This window comes from Mycobacterium paraffinicum, assembly GCF_025822865.1.
GTDB classification, from domain to species: domain Bacteria; phylum Actinomycetota; class Actinomycetes; order Mycobacteriales; family Mycobacteriaceae; genus Mycobacterium; species Mycobacterium paraffinicum.
In genome coordinates this window covers 372644-396731 of record NZ_JACKUR010000027.1, presented here as the reverse complement: position 1 = coordinate 396731, position 24088 = coordinate 372644, and the positions used below count along the sequence as shown (strand labels likewise).

Annotated in this window: 20 protein-coding genes and 1 riboswitch; of the genes, 10 read left to right on the top strand and 10 right to left on the bottom strand. The window is 67.1% G+C overall.

The window, feature by feature from the left end:
- Positions 1 to 6: 6 nt before the first annotated feature.
- Entirely contained in the window at positions 7 to 516 is a 510-nt protein-coding gene (locus H7J89_RS19520) for a DoxX family protein (RefSeq protein ID WP_264045676.1), read from the top strand.
- 16 nt (positions 517 to 532) lie between these two features.
- Here the strand turns inward: H7J89_RS19520 and H7J89_RS19515 are convergent, their stop codons facing one another.
- Positions 533 to 1897 (bottom strand): flavin monoamine oxidase family protein, encoded by a 1365-nt coding sequence (locus tag H7J89_RS19515; RefSeq protein ID WP_264045675.1) that lies wholly within the window; start codon positions 1895 to 1897, stop codon positions 533 to 535.
- A 111-nt stretch (positions 1898 to 2008) separates the two neighbouring features.
- On the opposite strand from H7J89_RS19515, the gene prpD reads away from it, so the two are divergent.
- Entirely contained in the window at positions 2009 to 3526 is a 1518-nt protein-coding gene (prpD, locus tag H7J89_RS19510; protein ID WP_264045674.1) for a 2-methylcitrate dehydratase PrpD, read from the top strand.
- A gap of 121 nt (positions 3527 to 3647) precedes the next feature.
- Here prpD and H7J89_RS19505 read toward each other — a convergent pair whose 3' ends face one another.
- Positions 3648 to 3857: a hypothetical protein gene (locus tag H7J89_RS19505; RefSeq protein WP_264045673.1), complete on the bottom strand. Its 210-nt coding sequence runs from the start codon at positions 3855 to 3857 to the stop codon at positions 3648 to 3650.
- A gap of 123 nt (positions 3858 to 3980) precedes the next feature.
- On the opposite strand from H7J89_RS19505, the gene H7J89_RS19500 reads away from it, so the two are divergent.
- The gene (locus H7J89_RS19500; protein ID WP_264045672.1) at positions 3981 to 5711 is read left to right on the top strand and encodes a DUF3556 domain-containing protein; all 1731 of its coding nucleotides are present in this window, start codon (positions 3981 to 3983) and stop codon (positions 5709 to 5711) included.
- A 68-nt stretch (positions 5712 to 5779) separates the two neighbouring features.
- Here the strand turns inward: H7J89_RS19500 and metE are convergent, their stop codons facing one another.
- The 7 genes from metE to H7J89_RS19465 all read right to left on the bottom strand — a co-directional run bounded on the left by metE (position 5780) and on the right by H7J89_RS19465 (position 14872).
- Entirely contained in the window at positions 5780 to 8050 is a 2271-nt protein-coding gene (metE, locus tag H7J89_RS19495) for a 5-methyltetrahydropteroyltriglutamate--homocysteine S-methyltransferase (protein ID WP_264045671.1), read from the bottom strand.
- Between the two features lie 136 nt (positions 8051 to 8186).
- A riboswitch (cobalamin riboswitch) is annotated at positions 8187 to 8386 on the bottom strand.
- Between the two features lie 66 nt (positions 8387 to 8452).
- Positions 8453 to 9094: an SDR family oxidoreductase gene (locus tag H7J89_RS19490; protein ID WP_264045670.1), complete on the bottom strand. Its 642-nt coding sequence runs from the start codon at positions 9092 to 9094 to the stop codon at positions 8453 to 8455.
- A gap of 87 nt (positions 9095 to 9181) precedes the next feature.
- Positions 9182 to 10024 carry an SDR family oxidoreductase gene (locus tag H7J89_RS19485; RefSeq protein ID WP_264045669.1) on the bottom strand — a complete coding sequence of 281 codons (843 nt, stop codon included), beginning with the start codon at positions 10022 to 10024 and terminating at the stop codon, positions 9182 to 9184.
- Positions 10025 to 10101: 77 nt separating this feature from the next.
- Positions 10102 to 11382: a TetR/AcrR family transcriptional regulator gene (locus H7J89_RS19480; protein ID WP_264045668.1), complete on the bottom strand. Its 1281-nt coding sequence runs from the start codon at positions 11380 to 11382 to the stop codon at positions 10102 to 10104.
- 223 nt (positions 11383 to 11605) lie between these two features.
- Positions 11606 to 12691 (bottom strand): acyl-CoA dehydrogenase family protein, encoded by a 1086-nt coding sequence (locus tag H7J89_RS19475; protein WP_264045667.1) that lies wholly within the window; start codon positions 12689 to 12691, stop codon positions 11606 to 11608.
- Positions 12688 to 13842, bottom strand: a complete 1155-nt coding sequence (locus tag H7J89_RS19470; protein ID WP_264045666.1) for an acyl-CoA dehydrogenase family protein — start codon at positions 13840 to 13842, stop codon at positions 12688 to 12690. Before H7J89_RS19470 ends, H7J89_RS19475 begins: the two co-directional genes overlap by 4 nt.
- A gap of 64 nt (positions 13843 to 13906) precedes the next feature.
- Positions 13907 to 14872 (bottom strand): SDR family NAD(P)-dependent oxidoreductase, encoded by a 966-nt coding sequence (locus tag H7J89_RS19465; protein WP_264046108.1) that lies wholly within the window; start codon positions 14870 to 14872, stop codon positions 13907 to 13909.
- Positions 14873 to 15022: 150 nt separating this feature from the next.
- On the opposite strand from H7J89_RS19465, the gene H7J89_RS19460 reads away from it, so the two are divergent.
- The 7 genes from H7J89_RS19460 (at position 15023) to H7J89_RS19430 (ending at position 23717) form a co-directional block, all read left to right on the top strand.
- The gene (locus tag H7J89_RS19460; protein ID WP_264046106.1) at positions 15023 to 16672 is read left to right on the top strand and encodes a nitric oxide reductase activation protein NorD; all 1650 of its coding nucleotides are present in this window, start codon (positions 15023 to 15025) and stop codon (positions 16670 to 16672) included.
- Between the two features lie 108 nt (positions 16673 to 16780).
- Complete coding sequence (locus H7J89_RS19455) at positions 16781 to 17623, top strand: CbbQ/NirQ/NorQ/GpvN family protein (RefSeq protein WP_264045665.1); 843 nt, start codon at positions 16781 to 16783, stop codon at positions 17621 to 17623.
- A 33-nt stretch (positions 17624 to 17656) separates the two neighbouring features.
- Positions 17657 to 18769 (top strand): ABC transporter substrate-binding protein, encoded by a 1113-nt coding sequence (locus tag H7J89_RS19450; RefSeq protein WP_264045664.1) that lies wholly within the window; start codon positions 17657 to 17659, stop codon positions 18767 to 18769.
- Positions 18770 to 18776: 7 nt separating this feature from the next.
- Positions 18777 to 19913 carry a spirocyclase AveC family protein gene (locus H7J89_RS19445; protein WP_264045663.1) on the top strand — a complete coding sequence of 379 codons (1137 nt, stop codon included), beginning with the start codon at positions 18777 to 18779 and terminating at the stop codon, positions 19911 to 19913.
- Positions 19906 to 20901: an SDR family NAD(P)-dependent oxidoreductase gene (locus tag H7J89_RS19440; RefSeq protein WP_264045661.1), complete on the top strand. Its 996-nt coding sequence runs from the start codon at positions 19906 to 19908 to the stop codon at positions 20899 to 20901. The genes H7J89_RS19445 and H7J89_RS19440 overlap by 8 nt, the downstream gene beginning before the upstream one ends.
- A gap of 2 nt (positions 20902 to 20903) precedes the next feature.
- On the top strand, positions 20904 to 22118 hold the full coding sequence (locus H7J89_RS19435) for a cytochrome P450 (RefSeq protein WP_264045659.1): 1215 nt from the start codon (positions 20904 to 20906) through the stop codon (positions 22116 to 22118).
- A gap of 114 nt (positions 22119 to 22232) precedes the next feature.
- Positions 22233 to 23717 (top strand): aldehyde dehydrogenase family protein, encoded by a 1485-nt coding sequence (locus tag H7J89_RS19430; protein WP_264045657.1) that lies wholly within the window; start codon positions 22233 to 22235, stop codon positions 23715 to 23717.
- 26 nt (positions 23718 to 23743) lie between these two features.
- Here H7J89_RS19430 and H7J89_RS19425 read toward each other — a convergent pair whose 3' ends face one another.
- Positions 23744 to 24034: a hypothetical protein gene (locus H7J89_RS19425; RefSeq protein ID WP_264045655.1), complete on the bottom strand. Its 291-nt coding sequence runs from the start codon at positions 24032 to 24034 to the stop codon at positions 23744 to 23746.
- Positions 24035 to 24088: the final 54 nt, after the last annotated feature.

The window sequence follows — 24088 nt, the reverse complement described above, 5'->3', positions numbered from 1 at the left end:
GCAGGTATGACTCCCTACGACGTCGGGTTACTGATCCTGCGCCTGGTGTTGGGCGTGACGTTGGCCGCGCATGGCTACAACAAGTTCTTCGGCGGCGGCCGCATCCCGGGCACCGCGCGGTGGTTCGAAAGCATCGGCATGAAGCCGGGCAAGTTCCACGCCACCGTGGCCGCGACGACCGAGATGGCCGCCGGGCTGGGCTTGGCCGCCGGTCTGCTCACCCCGATCCCCGCCGCCGGCTTCGTGTCGTTGATGCTGGTCGCGGCCTGGACCGTGCATCGCGCCAACGGCTTCTTCATCGTCAAGGAGGGCTGGGAGTACAACCTGGTCCTGGCGGTCAGCGCCGTCGCGGTCGCCACGCTGGGCGCCGGGAAGCTGAGCCTGGACTACGTCGTGTTCGGGCACAACTGGATGGACGGCTGGCGCGGCTTGTTGATCTCGGTGGTGCTCGGCCTGGCCGGGGCGATCGGTCAGCTGGTGATCTTCTACCGGCCGCCGGTTAAGCAGACTGGTTAGCTAGGGGCCGGCGTCGTCAGGCGACCGCGGCGGTCTCGGCCTCCCGCACTTCGGCCGCCGCGCGCTCACCGGAGCGGATCGCGCCGTCGATCCACCCGCACATCACGGCCGAGCTTTCCGTCCCCGCCCAGTGGATGCGACCGCAGGGCTCGCGCAGGGTGTAACCGAACTCGGTCAGCACGCCGGTCGGGGCGTGGCTGATCATCCCGCCGCCGGAGTAGCGCTCGATGGTCCAGTTCTGCTCGTGGTATTCCTGCGGCGTCCTGGCCTTCTCGCCAAACCGGTCGACCAGCTCGCCGACGAGCGCCGCCCTGCGTTCGGCCTCGTTGAGCCTCGTCAGCCGACGCGCCGCGGGTCCTTCGGTGATGACGCACATGACGCCGGGGTCGCCGGTGTCCGTGCAGGCGTCGATCGTCAGGGTGGCCGGGGTTTCCGGTGCGGCCGATTGGCCGGACAGCCCATCGGCGCGCCAGAACGGCTCGTCGTAGATGATCGACGTCTTGATGACCGCGCCGCTCGGCATGCGCTGGTGCAGCATCGCCCGATCCACCGGCAGCAACGGCTCGTAGACGATCGACGAGGCGATCGCCAGCGGGATCGCCACGATGACCCGCCGGGCGCGCACCGTCAGGTCGGCGGCCGTCACCGTCACACCGTCGGCGTCCTGGGCGATCTGCCGGACCGGTTGCGAAAGGTGCACGGAATCAGCCAATTCGGCCGTGATCGGACCGTAAATGGCGCCCATCCCCCCGACCGGCCGGGCATCCTGCGAGCCGCCCTTGCCCGAAATCGCGAACGTCAGTCCACCCGCCGACGCCGTCTGCAACAACCCCCACAGCAACGACGTCTCCGACGCCGCCGAGGTGTAGAGGCCGGCAAAGGCCATGTCCAGCATTTCGCGGGCCTGCTTGGACATGGTGTTCTGCTCGATCCATTCGCCCACGCTGATGCGGTCCCACTCGTCGGCGTGTTTGGCGTCCCACGGCGCCTCGCGCGGAAGCGATTTCGCCATTTTCTCGATCGACAGCAAACCGACGCCGAGGTTGGCGACAGCCCACGGGCTCATCGTCCACGGGACGGTGCCACCGTAGCGGTGCTTCCTGCCGTCGACGATCATCATGGCGTCACCGTCGTTGTGCTGCTTGTACTCGGGGACACCGAACTCGTCCATCATCGCGTAGATCCGGTCCTGGCCCGGTCCGATCCACGCGCCGCCACGATCGATCCACGTCCCGTCGGGGCGGTACTCGGTGAAGGTGCGGCCGCCGACCCTGTCACGCGCCTCCAGCAAGGCCACCGAATGACCCGCCTGTTTCAACCGCAGGGCGGCCGTCAAACCCGCGAACCCCGCTCCGACGACGCAATAGTCGACCTCGGACATGGCTGGCTCCTCAACCTAGGCACCGCCCCAGCAGCAAACTACACCTCGGCCGGTACCGGTGGCGGTGGGTTAACGGACATTTCTGCACGCGTTGGTCATAGGGTGCGGATTGTGTTGACGCATACGGTTCGGACGCGGCGCAGCTCCGACGACTTTCCCCGTCGCGAACACCTGGCCGCCAAGATCGCCGAAGTCGCCGCCGACCCGGTTGCCGTCGAAGCGGAAACCGCGGAGATGGTGGCGAACCGGATCATCGACAACGCGGCGGTGAGTGCCGCCGCCGTGCTGCGCCGGCCGGTCACGGTGGCGCGGCAACAAGCGCTGGCCCATCCGGCGCGGCGCGGGGCCAGGGTTTTCGGCGTCGACGGAACCTATTCGGCTGAGTGGGCGGCGTGGGCCAACAGCGTCGCGGTGCGCGAACTCGACTTCCACGACACATATTTGGCCGCCGAGTACTCCCACCCGGGTGACAACATCCCCCCGCTGGTCGCGGTCGCCCAGCAGCTGGGCCTGCCCGGGTCCGACCTGATCCGCGGCCTGGCCACCGCCTACGAGATCCAAATCGATCTGGCCCGCGGAATCTGCCTGCACGAGTACAAGATTGACCATGTCGCGCACCTGGGACCGTCCGTGGCGGCCGGCATCGGGACCATGCTGCGGTTGGACACCGAGACGATCTACCAGGCGGTCGGGCAGGCGCTGCACCTGACCACCAGCACCCGCCAATCCCGCAAGGGGCTGATCTCCAGTTGGAAGGCCTTCGCCCCGGCGCACGCCGGCAAGGTCGCCGTCGAGGCGGTCGATCGGGCGATGCGCGGCGAGGGATCTCCGGCGCCCATCTGGGAGGGCGAGGACGGGGTGATCGCCTGGCTGCTGGGCGGGCCCGAGCGCGAATACCGCGTGCCGCTGCCCGCTCCCGGCGAGCCGAAGCGCGCGATTCTGGACAGCTACACCAAGGAGCACTCGGCCGAATACCAGAGCCAGGCGCCGATCGACCTGGCCCGGCGGCTACGCGAGCGCTTAATTGGTCTGCAAGGCGGCCTCGGTGCGATCGCGACCATCGTGCTGCACACCAGCCACCACACCCACGTCGTCATCGGAACGGGCTCCGGGGATCCGCAGAAATTCGACCCCGACGCGTCGCGGGAGACGCTCGACCACTCGCTGCCCTACATTTTCGCCGTTGCGCTGCAGGACGGCGGCTGGCACCACGAACGCTCCTACGCTCCCGAGCGGGCCCACCGGCCCGACACCGTCGAACTGTGGCACAAGATCTCGACGGTGGAGGATCCGGAGTGGACCCGCCGCTACCACTCGACGGATCCGGCCGAGAAGGCGTTCGGGGCGCGTGCCGAGGTCACGCTGAAGGGCGGGGAAGTGATCGTCGACGAGCTGGCCGTCGCGGACGCGCATCCCTTCGGCGCCCGGCCCTTCGGGCGTCCACAGTACGAGCAGAAGTTCACCGAGCTCGCCGGCGACGTCGTGGAACCGGCTGAGCGGGAACGGTTTCTGTCCGCCGTGGATGCGCTCGCCGATCTGCGGGCAGGCCGCCTCGACGCTCTCAACGTGATGGTCGACCCGCGGGCACTCGAGCGGGCGCCGATGATTCCGCCGGGAATCTTCCGTTAGTGAAATCGCATGTGCGCTCACGGCTTTGAGTGTGCAAACAGGACGGAAATTTTCCGGATCTCTCGCCCCCAGCTCACACTGAAAGCCCTCAGCTCACACTCGGACGGGTGCGACCGCGGGCTTAGGCCGGCCCGCCGTATTGCCACACCAGGTCGTGGGTGCCCGTCATCGTGGGGTTGCACCACATCGTCCTGTTGTTGGCATCCTGGGTGGTCGCGTGCAAGACCTTGCAGGCATCGCCCGGCGCGGGCGCGTCGGCCCTGGCGACGGGCGTGGCAATGGCGAACGCCGCCAGCGCCGCGGCCGACATGAGAATTTGAAGCCTGGTCATCGTGGACGCCTCCTAGGGACCGCGCCGATCCGGTTTCACGCTATCCGGCACCGTGGTCGCAGGCAAAGCTTTCTTGCCGGGCTTAAGCCCCGTGCGCCTAGAACACGTTCTAATCTGACCACCATGGGATTTCTCAAGCCCGAGCTGCCGCAGCTCGACATGGCCGAGTGGAACAAGGGCACCCGTAGCGAAAAGATCCGTCCAATGGCCAAGCATTGGGCCGAGGTCGGCTTCGGCACGCCGGTCGCGCTGCACCTGTTCTATGTCGTCAAAATCCTGCTCTACATCCTGGGCGCGTGGCTGTTCGCCTCGGCCACCAGGGGGCTCGGTGGGTTCACCCACGTCGCGTCGTGGTGGTCGGAGCCGATCGTGTTCGAGAAGGTCGTGCTCTACACGATGCTGTTCGAGGTGATCGGGCTGGGTTGCGGCTTCGGGCCGCTGAACAACCGGTTCTTCCCGCCGATGGGCTCGATCCTGTACTGGATGCGGTTCGGCACCATCCGGCTGCCCCCCTGGCCGGACCGGGTCCCGCTGACCCGAGGCACCAAGCGCAAGCCGGTCGACGTCGCGCTGTACGCGCTGTTCCTGCTGGTGACGTTCGCGGCGCTGTTCGCCGACGGCACCGGACCGATGCCCGAATTGGGCACCAGGATCGGGCTGCTGCCCGCGTGGAAGATCGTGCTCATCTTGCTGTTGCTCGGCGTGCTGGGGCTGCGCGACAAGGTGATCTTCCTGGCCGCCCGCGGCGAGGTGTACGCGACCATGGCGGTCACGTTCCTCTTCGGTGCGCCCGACATGATCGTCGGGTCCAAGGTGGTGTTCCTGGTCATCTGGATGGGCGCCGCCACGTCAAAGCTCAACAAGCATTTCCCGTTCGTGATCTCCACGATGATGTCCAACAACCCGCTGGTGCGGCCGCGGTGGCTGAAGCGGCAGTTCTTCGAGAAGTTCCCGGAGGACCTGCGGCCCGGCCGGCTGTCGCGGTGGCTGGCGCATATCAGTACCGCCATCGAGATGCTGGTGCCGCTGCCGCTGTTCTTCTGCCACAGCGGCTGGCCCATCACGATTGCCGCCATCGTCATGGTCTGTTTCCACCTGGGCATCCTCGTGTCGATCCCCATGGGCGTGCCGCTGGAGTGGAACGTCTTCATGATCTTCGGGGTGCTGTCCTTGTTCGTCGCGCACGCCCGCCTCGGTCTGCGTGACCTGAGGCACCCGGTGGTGGTGGCAATCTTGTTCGTCGTCATCGCGGGAATCGTCTTGCTCGGCAACATGTTTCCGCGCAAGATTTCCTTCCTGCCCGGGATGCGGTATTACGCCGGCAACTGGGACACCACGTTGTGGTGCATCAAGCCCTCGGCCACCGACAAGATCACCCGGGGCATCGTGGCGATCGCGAGCATGCCGCAGGCCCAGCTGGAGCGGTTCTACGGCAGCCCGGAGGCCGCGCAGATCCCGCTCTACATGGGATATGCGTTCCGCGGGTTCAACACTCACGGCCGCGCGTTGTTCACGCTCGCGCACCGTGCGATGGCGGGCCAGAACGAGGACGACTACGTCCTCACCGACGGCGAGCGCATCTGCAGCACCGCCATCGGCTGGAATTTCGGCGACGGCCACATGCACAACGAACAGCTGATCGCCGCCCTGCAGGAGCGCTGCCACTTCGAGCCGGGGGAGGTGCGGGTGGTCCTGCTCGACGCGCAGCCCATCCACAAGCAGACTCAGGCCTACCGACTGGTGGACGCGGCGACGGGCGAATTCGAGCGCGGCACCGTGCGGGTCGCCGACATGGTGACCCGGCAGCCGTGGGCCGACGACGTCCCCGTCGAGGTGCTGTCCGGGCCTGAATAGATCCCGAGCGTAACCACACTGCGAAAAATCCAGCCGAATTTCGCAGTGCGGTTACGCTCGCGAAACCCCTAGCCGCTCGCCCGCACCTCCTGCGCCGCGGCGACCATGTTCTTCAGCGACGCGGTGACCTCGTCGGAGTTGCGAGTCTTCAGCCCACAGTCGGGGTTGACCCAGAGCCGTTCCGCCGGAACGGCTCTCAGTGCCGCACGCAAGGACTCCGCCATCTCGGTCGTGCTCGGCACCCGCGGCGAGTGGATGTCGTAGACGCCGGGGCCGACACTATTGGAAAAGCCGATCGAGTTGAGGTCGTCGAGCACCTCCATGTGCGAACGTGCCGCCTCGATGGACGTCACGTCGGCGTCCAGGTCGGCGATCGCCCCGATCACCTCACCGAACTCCGAATAGCACAGGTGGGTGTGGATCTGCGTGGAGTCGGCGACGCCGGAGGTGGCCAACCGGAAAGACCCTACGGCCCAACGCAAGTAGTCCTGCTGCACGGCGCGGCGCAGCGGCAGCAGCTCGCGCAGCGCCGGCTCGTCGACCTGGATGACCGCGATGCCGGCGGACTCCAGGTCCACGGTCTCGTCCCGGATGGCGAGCGCAACCTGGTTGGCGGTGTCGGCGAGCGGCTGATCGTCGCGGACGAACGACCAAGCAAGGATGGTGACCGGGCCGGTCAACATGCCCTTCACCGGCTTATCGGTCAACGACTGCGCGTACTTGATCCACTCGACGGTCATCGGGTGGGTGCGAATCACGTCGCCGTACAGGATCGGCGGGCGCACGCAGCGGCTGCCGTACGACTGCACCCATCCGTTCTGCGTAGCGAAGAAGCCCTCCAGCTGCTCGGCGAAGTACTGCACCATGTCGTTGCGTTCGGGCTCGCCGTGCACCAGCACGTCGAGCCCGAGCTCCTCCTGCAGCTTGATGACGTCGGCGATCTCCTTGCGCATCCGGTTCTCGTATTCCGCCTGGTCGATCTCGCCGGCCCGGAGCGCGGCGCGCGCCTTGCGGATCGCGGAGGTCTGCGGGTAGGAGCCGATGGTCGTGGTGGGCAGCGGCGGCAGGTGCAGCCGCTCCTCCTGGCTGGCGCGGCGCCCCGACGCGTCACCACGATGGGTGCCCGACGCGACGATCGAGTCGATGCGTTCGCGTAACCGGTCGTTGTGCAGCCGCGGATCGCTCTTGCGCGAGGCCACCGCGGCATTGGACGCCGCGATCGCGTCGGCGACGGCATCGCGTCCGTCGCGCAGTGCGCGCGCGAGCGTCACCACCTCGGCGACCTTCTCCTGGCCGAACGCCAGCCAGCCGCGCAGCGCGTCGTCCAGATCGGTTTCCGGTTCCAGGGAGTACGGCACGTGCATCGTGGAACAGGAGGTCGAAACCGTTACCGCGGCAGCGGAACCCACCAGGGTGGTCAGTTTGCCGAGTGCCGCCTCCAGGTCGGTCCGCCAGATGTTGCGCCCGTCGACGACGCCGGCCACCAGGGTCTTGCCGGCCAACTCCGGGATGCCCGCCAGGGCGGTGTCGGCGCCGTACACCAGGTCGACGCCGATCGCCTCGACCGGCGTGCGGGCCAGCCCGGCCAGGGAGGCGCCGGGGTCACCGAAATAGGTGGCGACGTAGATGGCCGGCCGGTTGCTGACCTTGCCCAGCGCGTTGTAGACGGCCTCGGCCAGGGCCGGGGCGTCGGGGGAGATGTCGGTCACCAGCGCCGGCTCGTCGAACTGCACCCACTGCGCGCCGTTATCGGCGAGCTGGGGCAACAACTCCGAGTAGATTTCCACCAGCTCCTGGAGCCGCTCGATCGGCGCACCACCGCCGTTGACCGCCTTGCTCAACAGCAGGAAGGTGATCGGTCCGATGACGACCGGGCGGGCGGGAATCCCTTGCCCGAGCGCCTCTTTGAGTTCGGAGAGCACCTTGTCGGGGTTGAGCGAGAACGTGGTCGCGGGCTCGATCTCGGGGACCAGGTAGTGGTAGTTGGTGTCGAACCACTTGGTCATCTCCAGCGGCGCGACCTCGGAGTTACCCCGCGCGGCGGCGAAGTAGCGGTCCAGGTCGTCGGGGACCTGCGCGGCGCGGGCGGGCAAGGCGCCGAGCAGCACCGCCGTGTCCAGCATCTGGTCGTAATAGGAGAAGGTGTTCACCGGTACCGAGTCCAGGCCGGCGGCAGCGAGGCCGGCCCACATGTCTCGGCGCAGCGTGGCGGCAACGGATTCCAGCTCCGATCGGCTGGTGCGTCCGGCCCAGTAGCCCTCGGTGGCGCGCTTGAGTTCGCGTTTCGGCCCGATACGAGGGGAGCCGGTGACGGTGGCGGTGAATGGTTGAGCGGTCACGGTCTGGTCCTATCAATCAGCGGGGTGGTCACCGCCGGAGGACGTCTAGCCGATCCGCCGCGGCGTGCACCTTGCGCACAACCGCAACGCGTTCAGCCAAACGCCCATTCCACGAGGCGATGAGCCGCCGGACGCGGCGCGCCCGGCACAGCTGGCAGGTCTTCGGACTCGCAGGCACGCACCCTGTGGTGCTCCTACTGGCCGTCGCTTCCCAGTCTCGGTGGCTGCCAAGACCAGTGCTTGTGACGGCGGTCGTTCCTGCATACCGCTGCGGGACAGTCCCGGACTCTCACCGGGTTCCCTCTTGCGAAGCATGACTAACGCGCCTCGCTCGATGCCGGCGTCGCGTGGCGCGGCGACGGCAGACCAGCTGCGCTCCGGAGCTTACTCCGATGCTCCTCGTCAGCTGGCCAGCGCTTCGGCGATCGGTGTCTCGCCGTTGTTGAAGTCGATCGTTCGGCCGACGGTCGAGTCGTCCGCGAGCGCGGCGGCCACCACCAGCGCGACGTCGGCCCGCGAGACTTCCCCCTTGCCCTTACCCAGCGCGATGTGGCCGGTGGCCGGTTCCAGGGTGAGTCGTCCCGGTCCCAGCACCGTCCAGTCGAGACCGCTTGCACGCAGGTGGGCATCGGCGGCCGCTTTGGCCTCGGCGTAATGGTAGAACGAATTATCCTGCGGTACACCGTGATCCGGCCCCGCGCCGAAGTAGGAGACCATCACGAATCGCTTGACGCCCGCCCGCGCGGCGGCATCGATCACGCGAATGGCGGCGTCGCGGTCGACGGCATAGGTGCGCGCCGGGTTGCCGCCACCTGCTCCCGCCGAGAAGACCACCGCGTCGTGCCCGGCCAGCAGGCGGGCCAGCTCACCCGTTCCGAGCTGCTCGACGTCGGCTGCCACCGGCTGGGCGCCGGTGGCGGCGACGTCCTTGGAGTGGTCGGGGTTGCGGAAGACCGAACTGACATGGTCGCCGCGTTCGGTCAGTATGCGGGCCAGTTGCAGCGCGACCTTGCCGTGGCCGCCGATGACGATGATCCGTGCCATGCCCCCGACGGTAGCTTCCGGGCCGAGCGCCCGGCTGGCAGGGCGCTCGCGGCTCGGCGCTCGGCCAGCCGGGCGCTCGGAGACCCGCTAGAGCTTTACCCGCCCCATGATGATGTCGATGATGGGCTTGCCCGGCGGGTAGGCGTTGGTAAGCGAGGCCATCGTGTGCCCGTAGTCCACCAGCAACGTGATCCCACTGATGCCGAAGGCGGCGGCGCTGTTCAGGAACGCCATCACGTCGCCCATCTGCTCCGGGGTGTGCACCTTCGAACCGGTCTCTTCGCGATAGTCCTGCGCGAAGGTGAGCCAGAGAGCGGCGTTGGCCTGCGCCAGCGGGGTGTCGGTGGGGCCGGGGCAGATCGCGTTGATCCGAATACCCTTCTTCAGCAGCGGATAGCCCTGGGTCGCGACGTAGGCGTTGACGACCTTCTTGGAAAAGCCGTAGTGGATGATGCCCTCCGACTCGTGGGCCTTGACCCACTCTTGCGCCGAGGCGAAGTCAGGCGTGGCGAGGAACTCCGTCAGCAGCTCCAGGTCGTTTTCCCAGCCCATGCCGGCGACCGAGGAGATGAAGCAGATCGCCGAGCCCGATGGCAGCTGATTCTTCTCGAGCAGCCGGTCGATGAGATGGCGGTGGCCGATGAAGTTGATCGCCATCAGGTCGGTTGTGCCGTCGGCGATGCCGGCGGCCGAGAACAGGGCGTGGACCGGACCGTCCAACTGCTCGACCGCGGCGTCGATCGACTCGGGATCGCGCAGGTCCACCTGGATGGACTTGGCGACGTCGTAGTTGACCGGCGCGTAATCCATCACGATCACTTCGGCGCCCAGCTCGGCGGCCGACTTGGCCGCCGCCGCACCCATGCCGGTGGCTCCGCCAACGACGAGAGCCCGCTTGCCGTCGTACCGCAACCGATCGACAACAGTCATGGAAATCCCCTTCTCATTCACTGCCAACGCGATTCTAATCGCCCAACTGTATGGGTAACAGTTTTTTGGTTCAACACCTACCCGGCGCGAACCGCGACACCACGCAAAACCGTGTCCCGCACGTGCACCAACGCCGCGCGTTTGCCCACCTCGGCGAGGATGTTCTCCGGTATCCACTGCAAGCCGATGACGCAGCGCGCCAGCATCGCGGTGGACGCGCCGTCCACACCGATCTCGCCCGATCGGATGCCCTCGGAAAGGAGGGTTTTCATCTGCCGGAGGCGGGTCGCGTACAACCACCCCGGGTTGGGGGTGTCCGGTGGCGATTGACGCATCCAGGCGAGCTGAATCCGGAACTCGTCGGAAAACCGATCGAGCGCATTGACGTTGACCCAGCTCAGTGCGTCCAGCTTCTCGATGGGCGTGGCATCCGAGCGCAGGACGTTGACCCAGCCCGCCTCGACCTTCCGGCCGAACGATTCCATGATCGATGCGAGTAGCTCGTCCTTCGACCCGATCACCCGGTACACGGTTCCGGTGCCAAGACCGGCAGCCGACGCGATGTCCCTGATGGTGGTGGCCTCGTAGCCTTTTCGGCCGAACTCGGTTCGCGCCACCGCACGAACGTGCGCCGCTTTGTCGCTGGGATCGGCTTCGCTGTCGTCCGACCAGGTCTCGATGACGTCCCTGGCGGCGGCGAAGGCGTTGGACCCGTCGAGCTCCGAGTCGGTGGGCGGCCGGGTTGCCAATCCCTCCAACATGATTCGGCACAGCAGCGCCGCCACCTGGTCGGCGGGGGACTTATGGCGCATGACGTCGAGGCCAACCTGCAGCATGGTCTGGCAAATCCGGTCGGCCAACGTGGGCAGATCGATATCGGGTTTGATGTAGCCGCTCCACCTGCCCGCGCGCAGGGTTTGCAGCATCGCCTCCTGAATCGCCACGGGCCGCTGCTGCGTCAGCTTCATCAGCTCCGGATCCGTGCTCGGCCCCTCGTAGAACGACATCTGCAGCGCCGCCCGATGCCGCACGGCGCAGTCCGCGATCGCCGAGCCCAGTTCGACGACCTGCTCGGGAACCGGTCGGGGGTCGGGCTTGTCCAACTTCGCTTGCGCGGCATGCCCGATCCGATCCAGATCGTCCTGATAGCGGCGGATCAACTCGATGAGGATCGCCTCTTTGGACTCGAAATGGTGGTAGAGGCTGCCGGGGAGGATCCCCGCCGCGTCGGCGATCTCCTGCAATGAGGTCCGCAATCCCGACTGGGCGATCAACGAGGCGGCGGTGCTGAGGATCTCGGTTCGCCGGGTACCCAAGTCAACCGGGACGCTGGCTCGCAATGGCTCCGCTCTCGGCATGATCAGCTGTGCGCACATCCGGACGACTGCGGACCGGCAGACATACGCAATCGTCCCTCTCGCCGAACCAAATCTTTGTTAGAGGTTATCAGACCCGGGCCCGCGAATGCGCTGCATAACAGCGGTGACGGGGACCCATTCTAGGCGTCCGTACACCGATGCGCAGGCACTCCCGAGCGTCTTGCGCACCGATCGAATCGCGGCGAGCAGGTCGTCGGTACTATCATCTCTTCGCAAGGCGCGCACCGAGTTCGGTGAGGTACCGGTCGGGATTACCGAGGAACGCGCTCCAGCTCAGCAGCCGCTTGAGGTACAGGTGCGCGTCGTGCTCCCAGGTGTAGCCGATCCCGCCGAACACCTGGATGGCCGTATCACCCACGGTGGCCAGCCGCCCGGCGAACGCCTTTGCGCGCAGCGCGGCAAGATGCCGCTCGTCCGGGCCGGCGTTGTCGGCGGCCCACAGGGCGTGGATCACCCCGCTTCGGGCCAACTCGACGGTCTCGAACATGTCGACGCACAGATGCTGGACCGCTTGGAACGAGCCGATCGGCTGACCGAATTGCGTTCGGGTTTTGGCATATTCGACGGCAATATGCATGACCGCGCGTGCGGCGCCGAGAGCGTCCGCGGCATTAGCGATCAGCACGTCGTCCAACACCGCCGCGACGTCTTCGGGAGACGCCGCGGCCAGTCGCTGCGCGGGCGCCCCCTCGAAAGTGACACGGAACTGCTTGCGGGTCTGGTCGATGCCGCGCTCGGGCGTGACCGAAACGCCCGGCGCGTCGGCCCGCACCGCGAAAAGCCCTGGGCCGCCGTCATCCTCGGCGAGGGCCAACAACACGTCCGCGGCGGCCGCGTCGGGCACGGACGCGATCTCCCCCCGCAACTCGACGTCGGGGCCCGGTGGGCTCGCGGCAACCTCGGCATCCGGGAAGCAGACCGTGGCGACCGTGGTGCCATCGGCGATTCCGCTCAACAGCCCTGCCGCGGCGTCGGTGGCGCCGAGCCGCGTCAGCGCTCGCGCGGTGGCGACCGCGGTCGACAACCACGGCCCCGGATGCAGGGCGGCGCCCAGCTCTTCGGCCACGATGCCGGCCTCGACCATGGTCATGCCGGCGCCGCCGTAGTCCTCCGGTACCAGCAGACCGGTCGTTCCCAGATCGGCAAGGCCAAGCCACACCGGTTCACTAATGCCAATCGGATCGTCGAGCAGCGGCCGAACGTGACCCGAGATAGGGGCCTTCTCGGCCAGAAAGCGCCGGGTGGTGTCGCGCAGGGCGACCTGCTCGTCGGTGAACTCGAGATTCATTTGCGCGGCAACCCGAGTACCCGTTGGGCGGTGATGTTCTTGTTGATCTGCGTCGTCCCTCCCGCAATGGTGAGCGAGCGCGACGTCAGCCGGTAGTTCGCCCATTGCGCACCGGCGCCACGGGTGCCCAGCACGTCGAACGCCAGGGCGGCCATATCCTGCCCGAGCTCGCCCCACACGGTCTTGGCGAGGCTTGCCGAGGCGAACGCCGTAGTTTCGGAGCCGCCGTGCAGTATCGCCGAGATCGACCGCTGGCACAGGACCTCGAGATACTTGATGCGGAGCCCGATTTCGCCGAGGCGCCGCAGCGTCACGGGGTCGTCCAGCGCGTCGGTGTGCGCGGCGATGTCGTCGACCAGTTCTTCGAGCCGTACCTGCATTTCGGCGTACAGCCGGGCGGCGCCGGCGCGCTCGTGGCTGAGCGTGGTGGTGGCCACCTGCCAGCCCGCATTCAACGGTCCGAGCAACGCGTCCGCCGGGACCCGCACGTCGTGGAAGAACACCTCGGCGAAATCGGCGTCGCCGTTGAGCGTCACCAGCGGGCGGACGTCGATGCCCGGCAGCGTCATGTCGACGATAAGGCAGGAGATGCCCTTGTGCTTGGGCGCGTCGGGATCCGTGCGCACGTACAGCTGGCACCAGTCCGCCCGATGTCCCAGCGAGGTCCAGACCTTTTGGCCGTTGACGACGAAGTCGTCACCGTCACGCACCGCGCGGGTGCGCAGTGCCGCGAGATCGGACCCCGCTTCGGGTTCCGACATCCCTTGGCACCAGATGTCGTCGGCCCGCATCATGCGGGGGAGCAGCGTGAGCTTCTGCTCTTCGGTGCCGTACTGCATGATGGCGGGGGCGATGTTGTTCAGCCCAATAACATTGAGCGGCATCGGTGCTCGAGCGCGCGTGGTTTCCTCGGTGTAGACCAGCTGCTCGAGAATCGTCGCGCCGCGGCCACCGTACTCACGAGGCCAGGAGACCGCGGCCCAGCCCGCATCGGCCATCGTCGCGCTCCACGCGCGCAGCATCTCGATGGCGGCGTCGTCGCGTCCGGCGGGCCGACGGGCGGCCACCAGCTCGTCGGTCAGATTCTGCGACAGCCAGTCGCGCAGCTCGATGCGGAACTGTTCCACTTCCGCCGGGTAGGAGAAGTCCACGTTTGCTTGTCTTAAACCCTTCAACTGCGACCAAGCCGGACTTTACGGTTGGGCAGATCTTTGGTCAATGTTCAGGGAAGGCGACCTCGGCGTTGCCCGGCATCGCGCTGACGCCGCGGCGCTCGCACACTTCCAGCACCTCGTCCACGATCGAGGCGGGCACGATGAACTTTTCCGTCGACGAGATCTCGTCGAGGTGTGCCCGGATGTCCTCGGCCGTCGGTTGGCTGTCGGCGTCCGCGAGCCACCCTTCGCTGAGTCCGACGAATACCCGCGCGTAGCGGCCGGCGGCGGCCGAATAGTTGCGGTGGGTGAACGTGCACGCGCTGCTGGCGAGGAACGTCACCAGCGGCACGACCAGCTCCGGCCGGATGGCCCGCATGAAGCCGGATTCGGCGAGGAACTTCTCGTCGCCGACGGTTTCGGTGACCATTCGCGAGAAGCCGGTCGGCATAACGGAATTGGCGAGAATTCCGTGTGCCTCGCCCTCGATCGCGATCACGTTCGTCAACCCCACCAGGCCGGCCTTCGCCGCAGCGTAGTGCGCCTCCATCGGCTGACCGAAGATCCCGGCGGACGACGAAATGAAGACGAACCGCCCGCCCCCGTTGTTCTTCATCACGCGGTACGCAGGCTGCGACAGGTGAAAGCCGCCGTCTAGATGCACGCGCAGCATCCGAGTCCAGTCGTCAAGCGAGAGGTCCTCGAACGACACACTGCCGAAGATGCCGGCGTTGCTGATCACCGCGTCCAGCCGCCCGAACGAGCCCATGGCCGCGTCGACGATCGCCTGGCCGCCCGCCGGGCTGTCGACCGAATCGTACGAGGCGACGGCGGTGCCGCCGCCCTTCCGAATCTCGTCGACCACGTCGTCGGCGACGCCGGAGTCGGTGCCCACGCCGCGCATCGAGCCGCCGACGTCGTTGACCACCACCGCGGCACCCCGCTGCGCCAGGTCCAGCGCGTACAGTCGACCGAGCCCGCGCCCGGCGCCGGTAACCACTGCGACCTGGCCGGTGAAGTCAATCACCATGTGCTCCTTGCCAACGTGCGTCGTGTCGATTGACTGGGGTGGAACCGGACTTTACGGTGGAACAGATATTTGGTCAACGAAGTCCAAGCGGTTCGGAGAAAAAGGGTGTCCACCGACGTTCGCGGTGACCGGCTGCCGGGCCTCGGCATGCTTGCGTCCGCGCTTGCCGGCCGCGCCGTGGCGGTGGTCGAGCTGGCGCCGGGTGAACGTTCCTGGACCGACGGCCAGACGATCCACGTCGATGCCGGCGCGAGCGCCCGCGGGCGGCTCGAGGCCGTTGCCGTGCAGGCCTCCATGATCGCGGCGGGCAGCCTGGACCCGGAGCTGATGCGTCGCCTGCTTCGCCACCCTCGGCTGGCCAACCGTTACCTGGCGGTGGAGGGGCACCGCGCACTCATCGCGAATAGCCACCTGATGCCTGGCGTTCTCGCGTCGCTGGGGGACCGCGGCATCGCGAGTCGCAGCGACTCGCCCGCCGCTTCGCTGCTGATCGCAGACGGACGGACTGTGATCGACGATCCGCCAAGGGAATTCGGCGCCATCCGGGCGGCGAAGGTGTTGGCCGCGTCCGACCGGACGGCCGAACAACGAGAGGGCGAAAAGCCCGGGCATGTGCCCAGGAGCCGCGGTCCGACGGCTCTGGAAGAACTCCGCGACGGCGAGATCGACGACTCCGACGATCCCGACATGTTCACCAGCCCGGTGGGTGGCGGCGGTTTCATCGGCAAGTGGCTGAAGAAGATGCTGTCGTCGGCGCGCAAGACCGGTAGTGGCGGTGGACCGCCCGGTGCGGACACCCCGACGCATCGGACCGACTCAGCCAGGCGCGCGTTGCATGCGGTGACGTCGCTGGCCGCCACGTCGAGCGAGCGCGCCGAAGACCAGGTGAAGCCCACGGATGGCGTCACGTATCCCGAATGGGACGTCTCGCGGCGCAAGTACCGGCGGGCGTGGTGCACCGTGCGCGAGGTCGAGGCGGAGATCAAACCATCGGCGACGCACGCGATCGAAGCCGCCACCAGTGTGCGCCGCCCACTGTCCCGGCTCGGGATGGGCCTGCACCGCCGCCACCGGCAGTCGCAGGGCGACGACATCGACATCGACGCGGCGGTCGAGGCGAGGGTCGAGGTGCTGGCGGGGTCGGTGCCCGGCGAGGCGGTGTATCTGGACAGCCTGCGGCGCAGGCGAGATCTGTCGGTGCTGCTCCTGCTCGACGTGTCCGGATCGGCGGCGGAGCCCGGCACGGTGGGACGGACGGTGCATCAGCAGCAGCGTGCGGCGGTCGCCAACCTCACCGTCGCGCTCCACGACCTGGGTGACCGGGTTGCGCTCTATGCCTATTACTCGCAGGGCCGCCGGGCGGTGAGCGTGGTGCCGGTCAAGCGGTTCGACGACCACCTCGACACGCGAGTCATGAAACGGCTCAACAGCCTTGAACCCGGGGCGTACTCACGCCTCGGCGCGGCCATCCGGCACGGGTCGGCGGTGTTGGAGGCGCGCGGTGGCACGTCGCGGCGGCTGTTGGTCGTGCTTTCCGACGGGCTCGCCTACGACCACGGGTACGAGCGCGTCTACGGCGCCGCCGACGCGCGCCGCGCCCTGAACGAGGCACGCCACCGCGGCACCGGCTGCGTCTGCCTGACCGTCGGCGCGGGGACCGACGTGGCGTCGCTGCGCCGGGTGTTCGGTAGCGCCGCACACGCCACGATCGCGCGCCCGGACCAACTCGCCGGCGTGATCGGGCCGCTGTTCCGGTCCGCGCTGCGCTCGGCCGAGGTTCGCCGCAGGGTCTCATGAGGTGCCGGCGAATTGTATTGCCGAACTTAAACGTCCTCGTCAGAGAGCTTGAAACAAACATCTGTTCCGGGATAGGCTCCATGCACCGTGGGTAGCAGAAGGGAAGCTATGGCCAACGAGTCCGGGCTTGCGTACCGCAACGGCGCGATCCCCGAGGCCGGCGGAACGCGGCCGTATTACAAGGCGATCGGCGGCGAGGAAACCATTTTCAAGGCGGCGTACCGCCAGGGGCTGGCCGTCGTCCTGAAGGGCCCGACGGGTTGTGGCAAAACCCGATTCGTCGAGGCGATGGCCCACGACCTCGGGCGGCCGCTGATCACCGTCGCCTGCCATGACGACCTCACCACCGCGGATCTCGTCGGCCGGTATCTGCTGCAGGGCGACGAGACGGTGTGGGTGGACGGCCCGCTGACCCGGGCGGTGCGCGAGGGCGCGATCTGCTATCTCGACGAGGTGGTGGAAGCGCGGCAGGACACCACCGTGGTGCTGCATCCGCTCGCCGACCACCGGCGGCAGCTGCCGATCGAGCGGCTCGGGGTCACGCTGGAGGCGGCGACCGGATTCGGCCTTGTGGTGTCCTACAACCCCGGCTACCAAAGCGTGCTGAAGGACCTCAAGGATTCCACCCGGCAGCGGATGGTCGCAATTGAATTCGATTTCCCCGCAGCCGATGTCGAAGAGGGCATTGTCGCGCACGAGGCAGGCGTGGACGCGGCCACCGCCGTCGAGCTGGTGCGGTTCGGACAAGCCATCCGGCGGCTGGAAACCGGCGGACTGCGCGAGGTGGCGTCGACCCGGGTGCTGATCGCGGCGGGCCGGCTTGTCGCGGAGGGGCTGACGATGCGCGAGGCGGCTCGCGCCGCGATCGCGGGACCGCTCACCGATGACGTGGCGGTGGGCAGGGCCCTGGGCGAGATGATCGAGATATATCTGGGCGGGGCGGCGAAATGAATTGCGGCTGTGAGCTAGTAACCGGGAGGTTGGATGTCTTACGAAAGCAGCGCTGAGCCGATCAAGGTCGGCTACCTGATGGACTTCAGGCTGCCGCCGGGGTTCCCGGAAGAACTGATGGCGAGTTTTACGCGGTGCTTCGACCTCGTCTTCGCAGAAGCGGTCGAACAGGGCCTGATCGATCGACCCGTGCAGATGATCTACCGCGAGGTGGAGGGTTTACCGAAAGGCTCGGTCAAGGCGGTGATCGACGCTTTCGGCGAGCTTGTCGACGAGGGCTGCCTGGTGGTGTTCGGGCCGCACATCACCGACAACTGCGTGCCGACCCGCGAGGCCATCGAGGAGCGGTTCAAAGTGCCGGCGATCAGCGTCACCGGCACCGACGACTGGCTGGGCGAATGGACCTTCGCCTTCCCGCAGGGCTCGATGACCGACGAGCCGATCTTCATCGCCGACCTCGTCGCCAAACGCGGACTCTCCGAGATCGGAGTTCTCGTGGAGCAGAACCTGATCGGCGAAAGCTACCTGAAGAGCTTGCGAAGTGCCTGCCGCCGCAACGGGATTCGCATCGTCGCGGAAGCGGCGATCGCCCAGACCGCGCAAGACATCAACGACGCCGTCCGCACGCTGCACGAGGCCAAGTCCGAGGCGATCGTGCATCTGGGCTTCGGCTTCGGCATCGTGTTCATCAACCCCGCGCTGGAAGCCGTCAACTGGGATCCACCGCGATTCACCACCACGGCTTTCCAAAACGCCTGGGTGAACCCCGTGATGTGGGACGCCTTCATGGGGTGGGTCGGGGTCGACCAGTACGACGAGGAGAATCGGCTCGGCCAGGAGTTCCTCGACCGGTACGCGAAGCAATACGACGGCAGTCGGCCCGAATATTGCGTGTCGGTGGTCAACCACGACGTCGCAGCGACCCTGGTCCGCGCGTTCGCCGATGCGCACCCGCTGAGTCCGCGCGGCGTCAAAGAGGCGTTGGAGCGGGTGAAGATGATGCCCGCCGCGTCGGGCGCCCCTGGCACTCGTGTCTCCTTCGGGAAATGGACCCGCCGCGCGTGGATGGGCGCCGGCTATCTGGTGGCACGGACGCTCGATGCCGACGGCACCAACTCGCATCTCGTGGATCGTTTCGGAGAGTAAGGTTGACATGAGCACCGACCAATCGACACCGTCTGCCGCACAACAGAAACCGGTGCTCCCGCCGCGCACGGAGAAGCGCGGCTGGGGCGGCTGGATCGCCGGCGCCGCCCTCGCCGCGTTCGCGCTGTTCTTCATCGCGAACTGCCGCGTCGCCCTCGACCCGCGCGTCGCCAACCCGAACGTGCACGGCCGGCCGCGCCCGGTGAAGTTCATCTTCGGTCTGGACTACATCACGTTCCTGCACATCTCGACCGTCATCATGCTGCTCGTCCTGCTCGTGGTGTTCATCAGGGGTTGGCGCCGCAACCCGGGCAGTCCGGTGATGCTGATGTTCCTGTGCACCACGCTGATCGTGTGGCAGGACCCGATCATGAACTGGTCTCCGTTCGCGGTGTACAACCCCGACCTCATCCACTGGCCGGAGTCCTGGCCGCTGGTGTCGCTGTCGCCGACCGTCGAGCCGTTCGTCGTATTCGGTTACGTCACTTTCTATTTCGGGCCCTACTTCCCGGCGATCTGGATTCTGCGCAAGTTGCAGGCCAAGTACGGGCCGACGGCGTTCGTGTCGCGGCACCCGCTGGTCAGCCTGGGTCTGCTCACCTGTGCGATCGGCTTCGTCTTCGATGCCTGGCTGGAGATCCAGCTCGTCCACATGGGCATGTACATCTACTCCCAGGTGATTCCGTGGGGCTCGGTGTTCACCGGTACGACGTTCCAGTTCCCGCTGATCTGGGAGTCGTTCTCGGTGACCTTCGTGATGGTCCCCGCGGCGATACTGTGCTACCGCGACGACACCGGCAAATCGGTTGCCGAGAAGCTGGCCGCGAAGGCCAGGATCTTCCCGGCGCGCCCGGTCCTCGGCACGTTCCTGGTGATGTTCGCGATCATCAACGTGTCCTACTTCGCCTACGGAGCGTGGTTCTGGGTCATCAAGGTCAGCCATGCGGCGACTTCAGTCGCGTGCCCGTGGCCTTATCCGGAGGCGAAAGTGTATGACCCGCAGGGATATTACGAGAAGGCCGGCGCGCAGGGCCCCTACTCGGTCGGCATCTGGTCGACCTGGGCGAGCGGGGAACCCAATGGGCGGCCTCATGTCGATGCGCCGGGTGAAGGCGCCTGCGCAACCCCGAGCGCGCATGGCTGAGCCGCGCACCGTCGCCATCACCGGTGCGTCCCGCGGGCTGGGATTCGCCTCGGCCGTGCGCCTGCACCGCGAAGGCTGGCGGGTGGTCGCGGCCATGCGGACCCCCGATCGCGGGCTCCCGCTGCTACGGGAGGCCACCGGGGCCGGTCAAGACGACGATCGGCTGATCGGCGTCCAACTCGACCTGCTCGATCCCGCTTCGATCTCCGCGGCGGCCAAGGCCATCGAAGAAGCCGTCGGCGCGCCCTACGCGATCGTGCACAATGCCGGGATCTCCGCCGCGGGAATGGTCGAGGAGACCGATATGGCGCTGTGGCAGAACATGTTCACCACGAGCGTGATGGGTCCCGTCGCCCTCACCAAGGCGTTGCTGCCATCGATGCGCGCGGCGGGCGAGGGCCGAATCGTCTTGGTATCGAGTGCGGCCGGGGTGCGGGGTCAGCCGGGCACCGCACCGTACTCGGCGGCCAAGGGAGCGCTGGAGCGGTGGGGTGAGTCGATGGGATGCGAAATCGCGCCCTTCGGTCTCGGTGTCACCGTCCTGGTGGCCGGCATGTACGACACCGACATCATCACCGACGCGGGGACCATCGATGATCGCAACTTCGACGGACCGTATACGCGGCTGCACAACACCATGAACAGCCGGGGCAGGGCCGCGATGAAGCTTGCCCGGCCGCCCGAGCGGTTCGCCGATGGCCTGCTCAAGGCGCTGGATGACCGGGGTCCGTTCCGCCGCCGTGGTGTCGGACCGGATGCGTCGATGTTGCTGGCGGCCAACAGGATCCTGCCGGCTGCGGGCATGCATCACGTGTCGCGGGTCGTGCTGGGCATACCCAAACAAGGGTCGATGCGGGGCGGGGCGTGGCCGCTGACATTGGGCCAGAGGGCGATGGTATGGGCGGCGCGCGTTCTACCGCAGCCGGTGCTGCAACGCCTGGCCGCTCTGGCGGCGAAGCGTAAGGAAACTCAAGGGACTGAGGGGTAATCATGGAACAGCTTTTCGACGACCTGGAGGACTTCGGCGCCTTCGACGATGCGGTCTCCGGCGACGTGCGCGACCCGTATACGGAACTGGCGCGGCTGCGCCGCGAGGAGCCCATTCAGCGCCTGGACACCTCCGGGATGCCGCACGAGGAATCCAAACCGGTCTTCATCGTCTACCGCCATGAGGAAGCCCAGCAGATGCTGCGGGACAACGAGACCTTCTCGTCTGCGGCGGTCATCGCGGCGTTCGGCCCGGTACTGGGGGAGCGGGTGATGCTGGGAATGGACGAACCGGTGCACGGCCGGCTGCGGTCATTGGTGTCAAAGGCGTTCTCGCAGAAGGCATTGGCGCGCTGGGAAGACGAGCTCGTCGGGCGGGTAGCCAACAGTCTCATCGACAAGTTCGCCGCGAACGGCAAGGCCGACCTGGTCAAGGAATTCACCTTCGACTACCCGAGTCAGATTATCGCAGGCCTGCTGGGCCTGCCGGAGGAGGACTATCCCCAGTTCCAACGGTGGTCCATCTCGTTGCTCAGCTGGATCCTGAACCCCGAACGCGGCCTTGCCGCCTCGGCCGCGCTCTGCGACTACTTCGCACCCATCCTCGCATCACGCCGCGCCGAGCCCAAGGATGATCTGATCAGCGCGCTGGCGCAGGCCGAGATCGACGGGGAGAAGCTCGAGGACGAGGAGATTTACTCGTTCCTACGCCTCCTGCTGCCCGCCGGGGTGGAGACGACGTACCGGTCGCTGGGCAGCCTACTGTTAGCGCTGCTGTCGAATCCCGAGCAACTCGACGCCATCCGAGCGGACCGGTCGCTGCTCCCGCAGGCCATCGAGGAGGGCGTGCGGTGGGAACCACCGCTGCTGACCATCACCCGGTTGGCCACCCGCGATACCGAACTGGGCGGGGTTCCGATACCGGCCGGCTCGACGGTGATGCCGATGCTGGGCGCCGCCAACCGGCAGGAAGACCGCTACCAGGATCCGGACACGTTCGACATCTTCCGGCACACCAGGGCCCACCTGGGCTGGGGGCACGGCGTGCACGTCTGCCTCGGCATGCACCTGGCGCGGCTGGAAATGCGAACCGCCATCAACCTTTTGCTCGACCGGCTGCCGAACCTGCGGCTGGACCCCGACGCGGACGACCCGCATATCCGCGGGCAGGTCTTCCGCTCGCCCACGTCGGTACCGGTGCTGTTCGACCCCCAATAACCGGTCCCGGAACGGGTCGCAGCTTGCCAATTGGCTAGTTTCCGGTAAGGCTCTCCGTAGGGTAACCAGCGCCCCGCGGGACGCCCCGCCAACGAGTCTGAAAGAGTGACAGATATGACTGAGGCTGTAAAGGTCCGCTTCGAGCCGAAGATGATGATCGACGGCAAGCTCGTCGACGGCCAAGCGGGCACCTTCACCAATATCAACCCGGCGACCGAGGAGTCGCTCGGCGAGGTCGCCGACGCGTCCAAGGAGGACATGCACCGGGCGATCGACGCCGCCCGGCGTGCCTTCGACGAGAGCGACTGGTCGACCAACCGGGAGTTGCGCAAGCGCTGCCTGCTGCAACTGCACGAGGCGATCGAATCGGAGAAGGAGGAGCTGCGCGAGGAGCTAATCCTCGAGGTGGGTTCGCCCCGGGCCATCACGTTCGGTCCGCAGCTGGACGCCCCGCTGGAAGACGGGCTGAAGTACCCGGCCAGACTGATCGACGAGTACGCCTGGGAAACCGACCTCGGCGACCGGGTCATCAGCCTCACCGGCGCCAACACCACGATCAAGGTATGGCGGGAGCCGGTGGGTGTGGTCGGCGCGATCGTGCCGTGGAACTTCCCCTTCGAGGTCACCCTCAACAAGCTCGGCCAGGCGCTGGGCACCGGCAACACGGTCGTGCTCAAGCCGGCGCCCAACACCCCGTTCAACGCGACCCGCCTCGGCCGGCTGATCGCCGAAAAGACCGACATCCCCGCCGGAGTCGTCAACGTGGTCACCGCATCGGATCACTTCGTCGGCGAGGAGCTCACGCTGTCGCCAAAGGTCGACCTGATCTCGTTCACCGGCTCGACCGTCGTCGGCAAGCGGATCATGGAAAAGGGCGCCGCCACCATGAAGCGGCTGTTCCTCGAGCTCGGCGGCAAGTCGGCCACCATCGTTCTCGAGGACGCCGATTTCGGACTGGCGTGCGCGATCGGCATCGCCCCGTGCATGCATGCCGGGCAGGGCTGCGCTAACCCCACCCGGATGCTGCTGCCGCGGTCGCGCTACGACGAGGGCGTGGAAATCCTCAAGAGCATCTACGAGAACGTCACGTGCGGTGATCCGCAGGACCCCGGAACGCTATGCGGGCCGGTGATCTCGGAGGTCCAGCGCGACCGCGTCATGGGTTACATCAGGAAGGGCGTCGAGGAGGGCGCCACGGCGTTGGTCGGCGGCCCGGATGCGCCCACCGGTTTCGAGAAGGGATTCTATGTTCGCCCAACGCTTTTCACCGACGTCGATAACTCCATGACGATCGCGCAGGAGGAGATCTTCGGCCCGGTGCTGTCCGTCATCCCGTTCGACGACGAGGAGGACGCGATCCGGATCGCCAACGACAGCAAGTACGGGTTGGCCGGGAACGTGATGTCGGGTTCGCTGGAGCGCTCGTTGGCGGTGGCCCGCCGGATCCGGGCCGGCTTCATCGGCGTCAACGGCGGCGCCCCGTACGGCGCCGACACCCCGTTCGGCGGATACAAGGCCAGCGGGGTGGGCCGGCAGAACGGCGTCGCCGGCTTCGACCAATACACCGAGATCAAATCGGTCGGCTATCCCGCCGGCTAGCGGACCACTTCCGGCACGAGGCGATGTCAGCCCGGCGCTACGGGCCGCTTCAGGGTGCAGACGATGCTCCACTCGAAGTAGTGGTCCCCGCCTGGGCCGTAGTCCTTGAAGCGGTGGGCAACCTGGGTGCGCTGCACCGACGACCCGACGATCTCCCACCCCTGCTCCCCGTAAGCCTGCGTCAAACGGTTCGCCTCTTCTAAGACCGCTTGCAGGGATTCGTTGGTGTACGCGACGAAAGTGCTCTCCCATTTCTGCGGATACCAGTTGCCGTTCGACGCCAGCCACCAACCGGGCCCGGGTGCGGGGGTGCTCACATCGCGGCACCCTACGGCGCTGAGGCTTCCGGAAACATGAACCGCCCATGACCG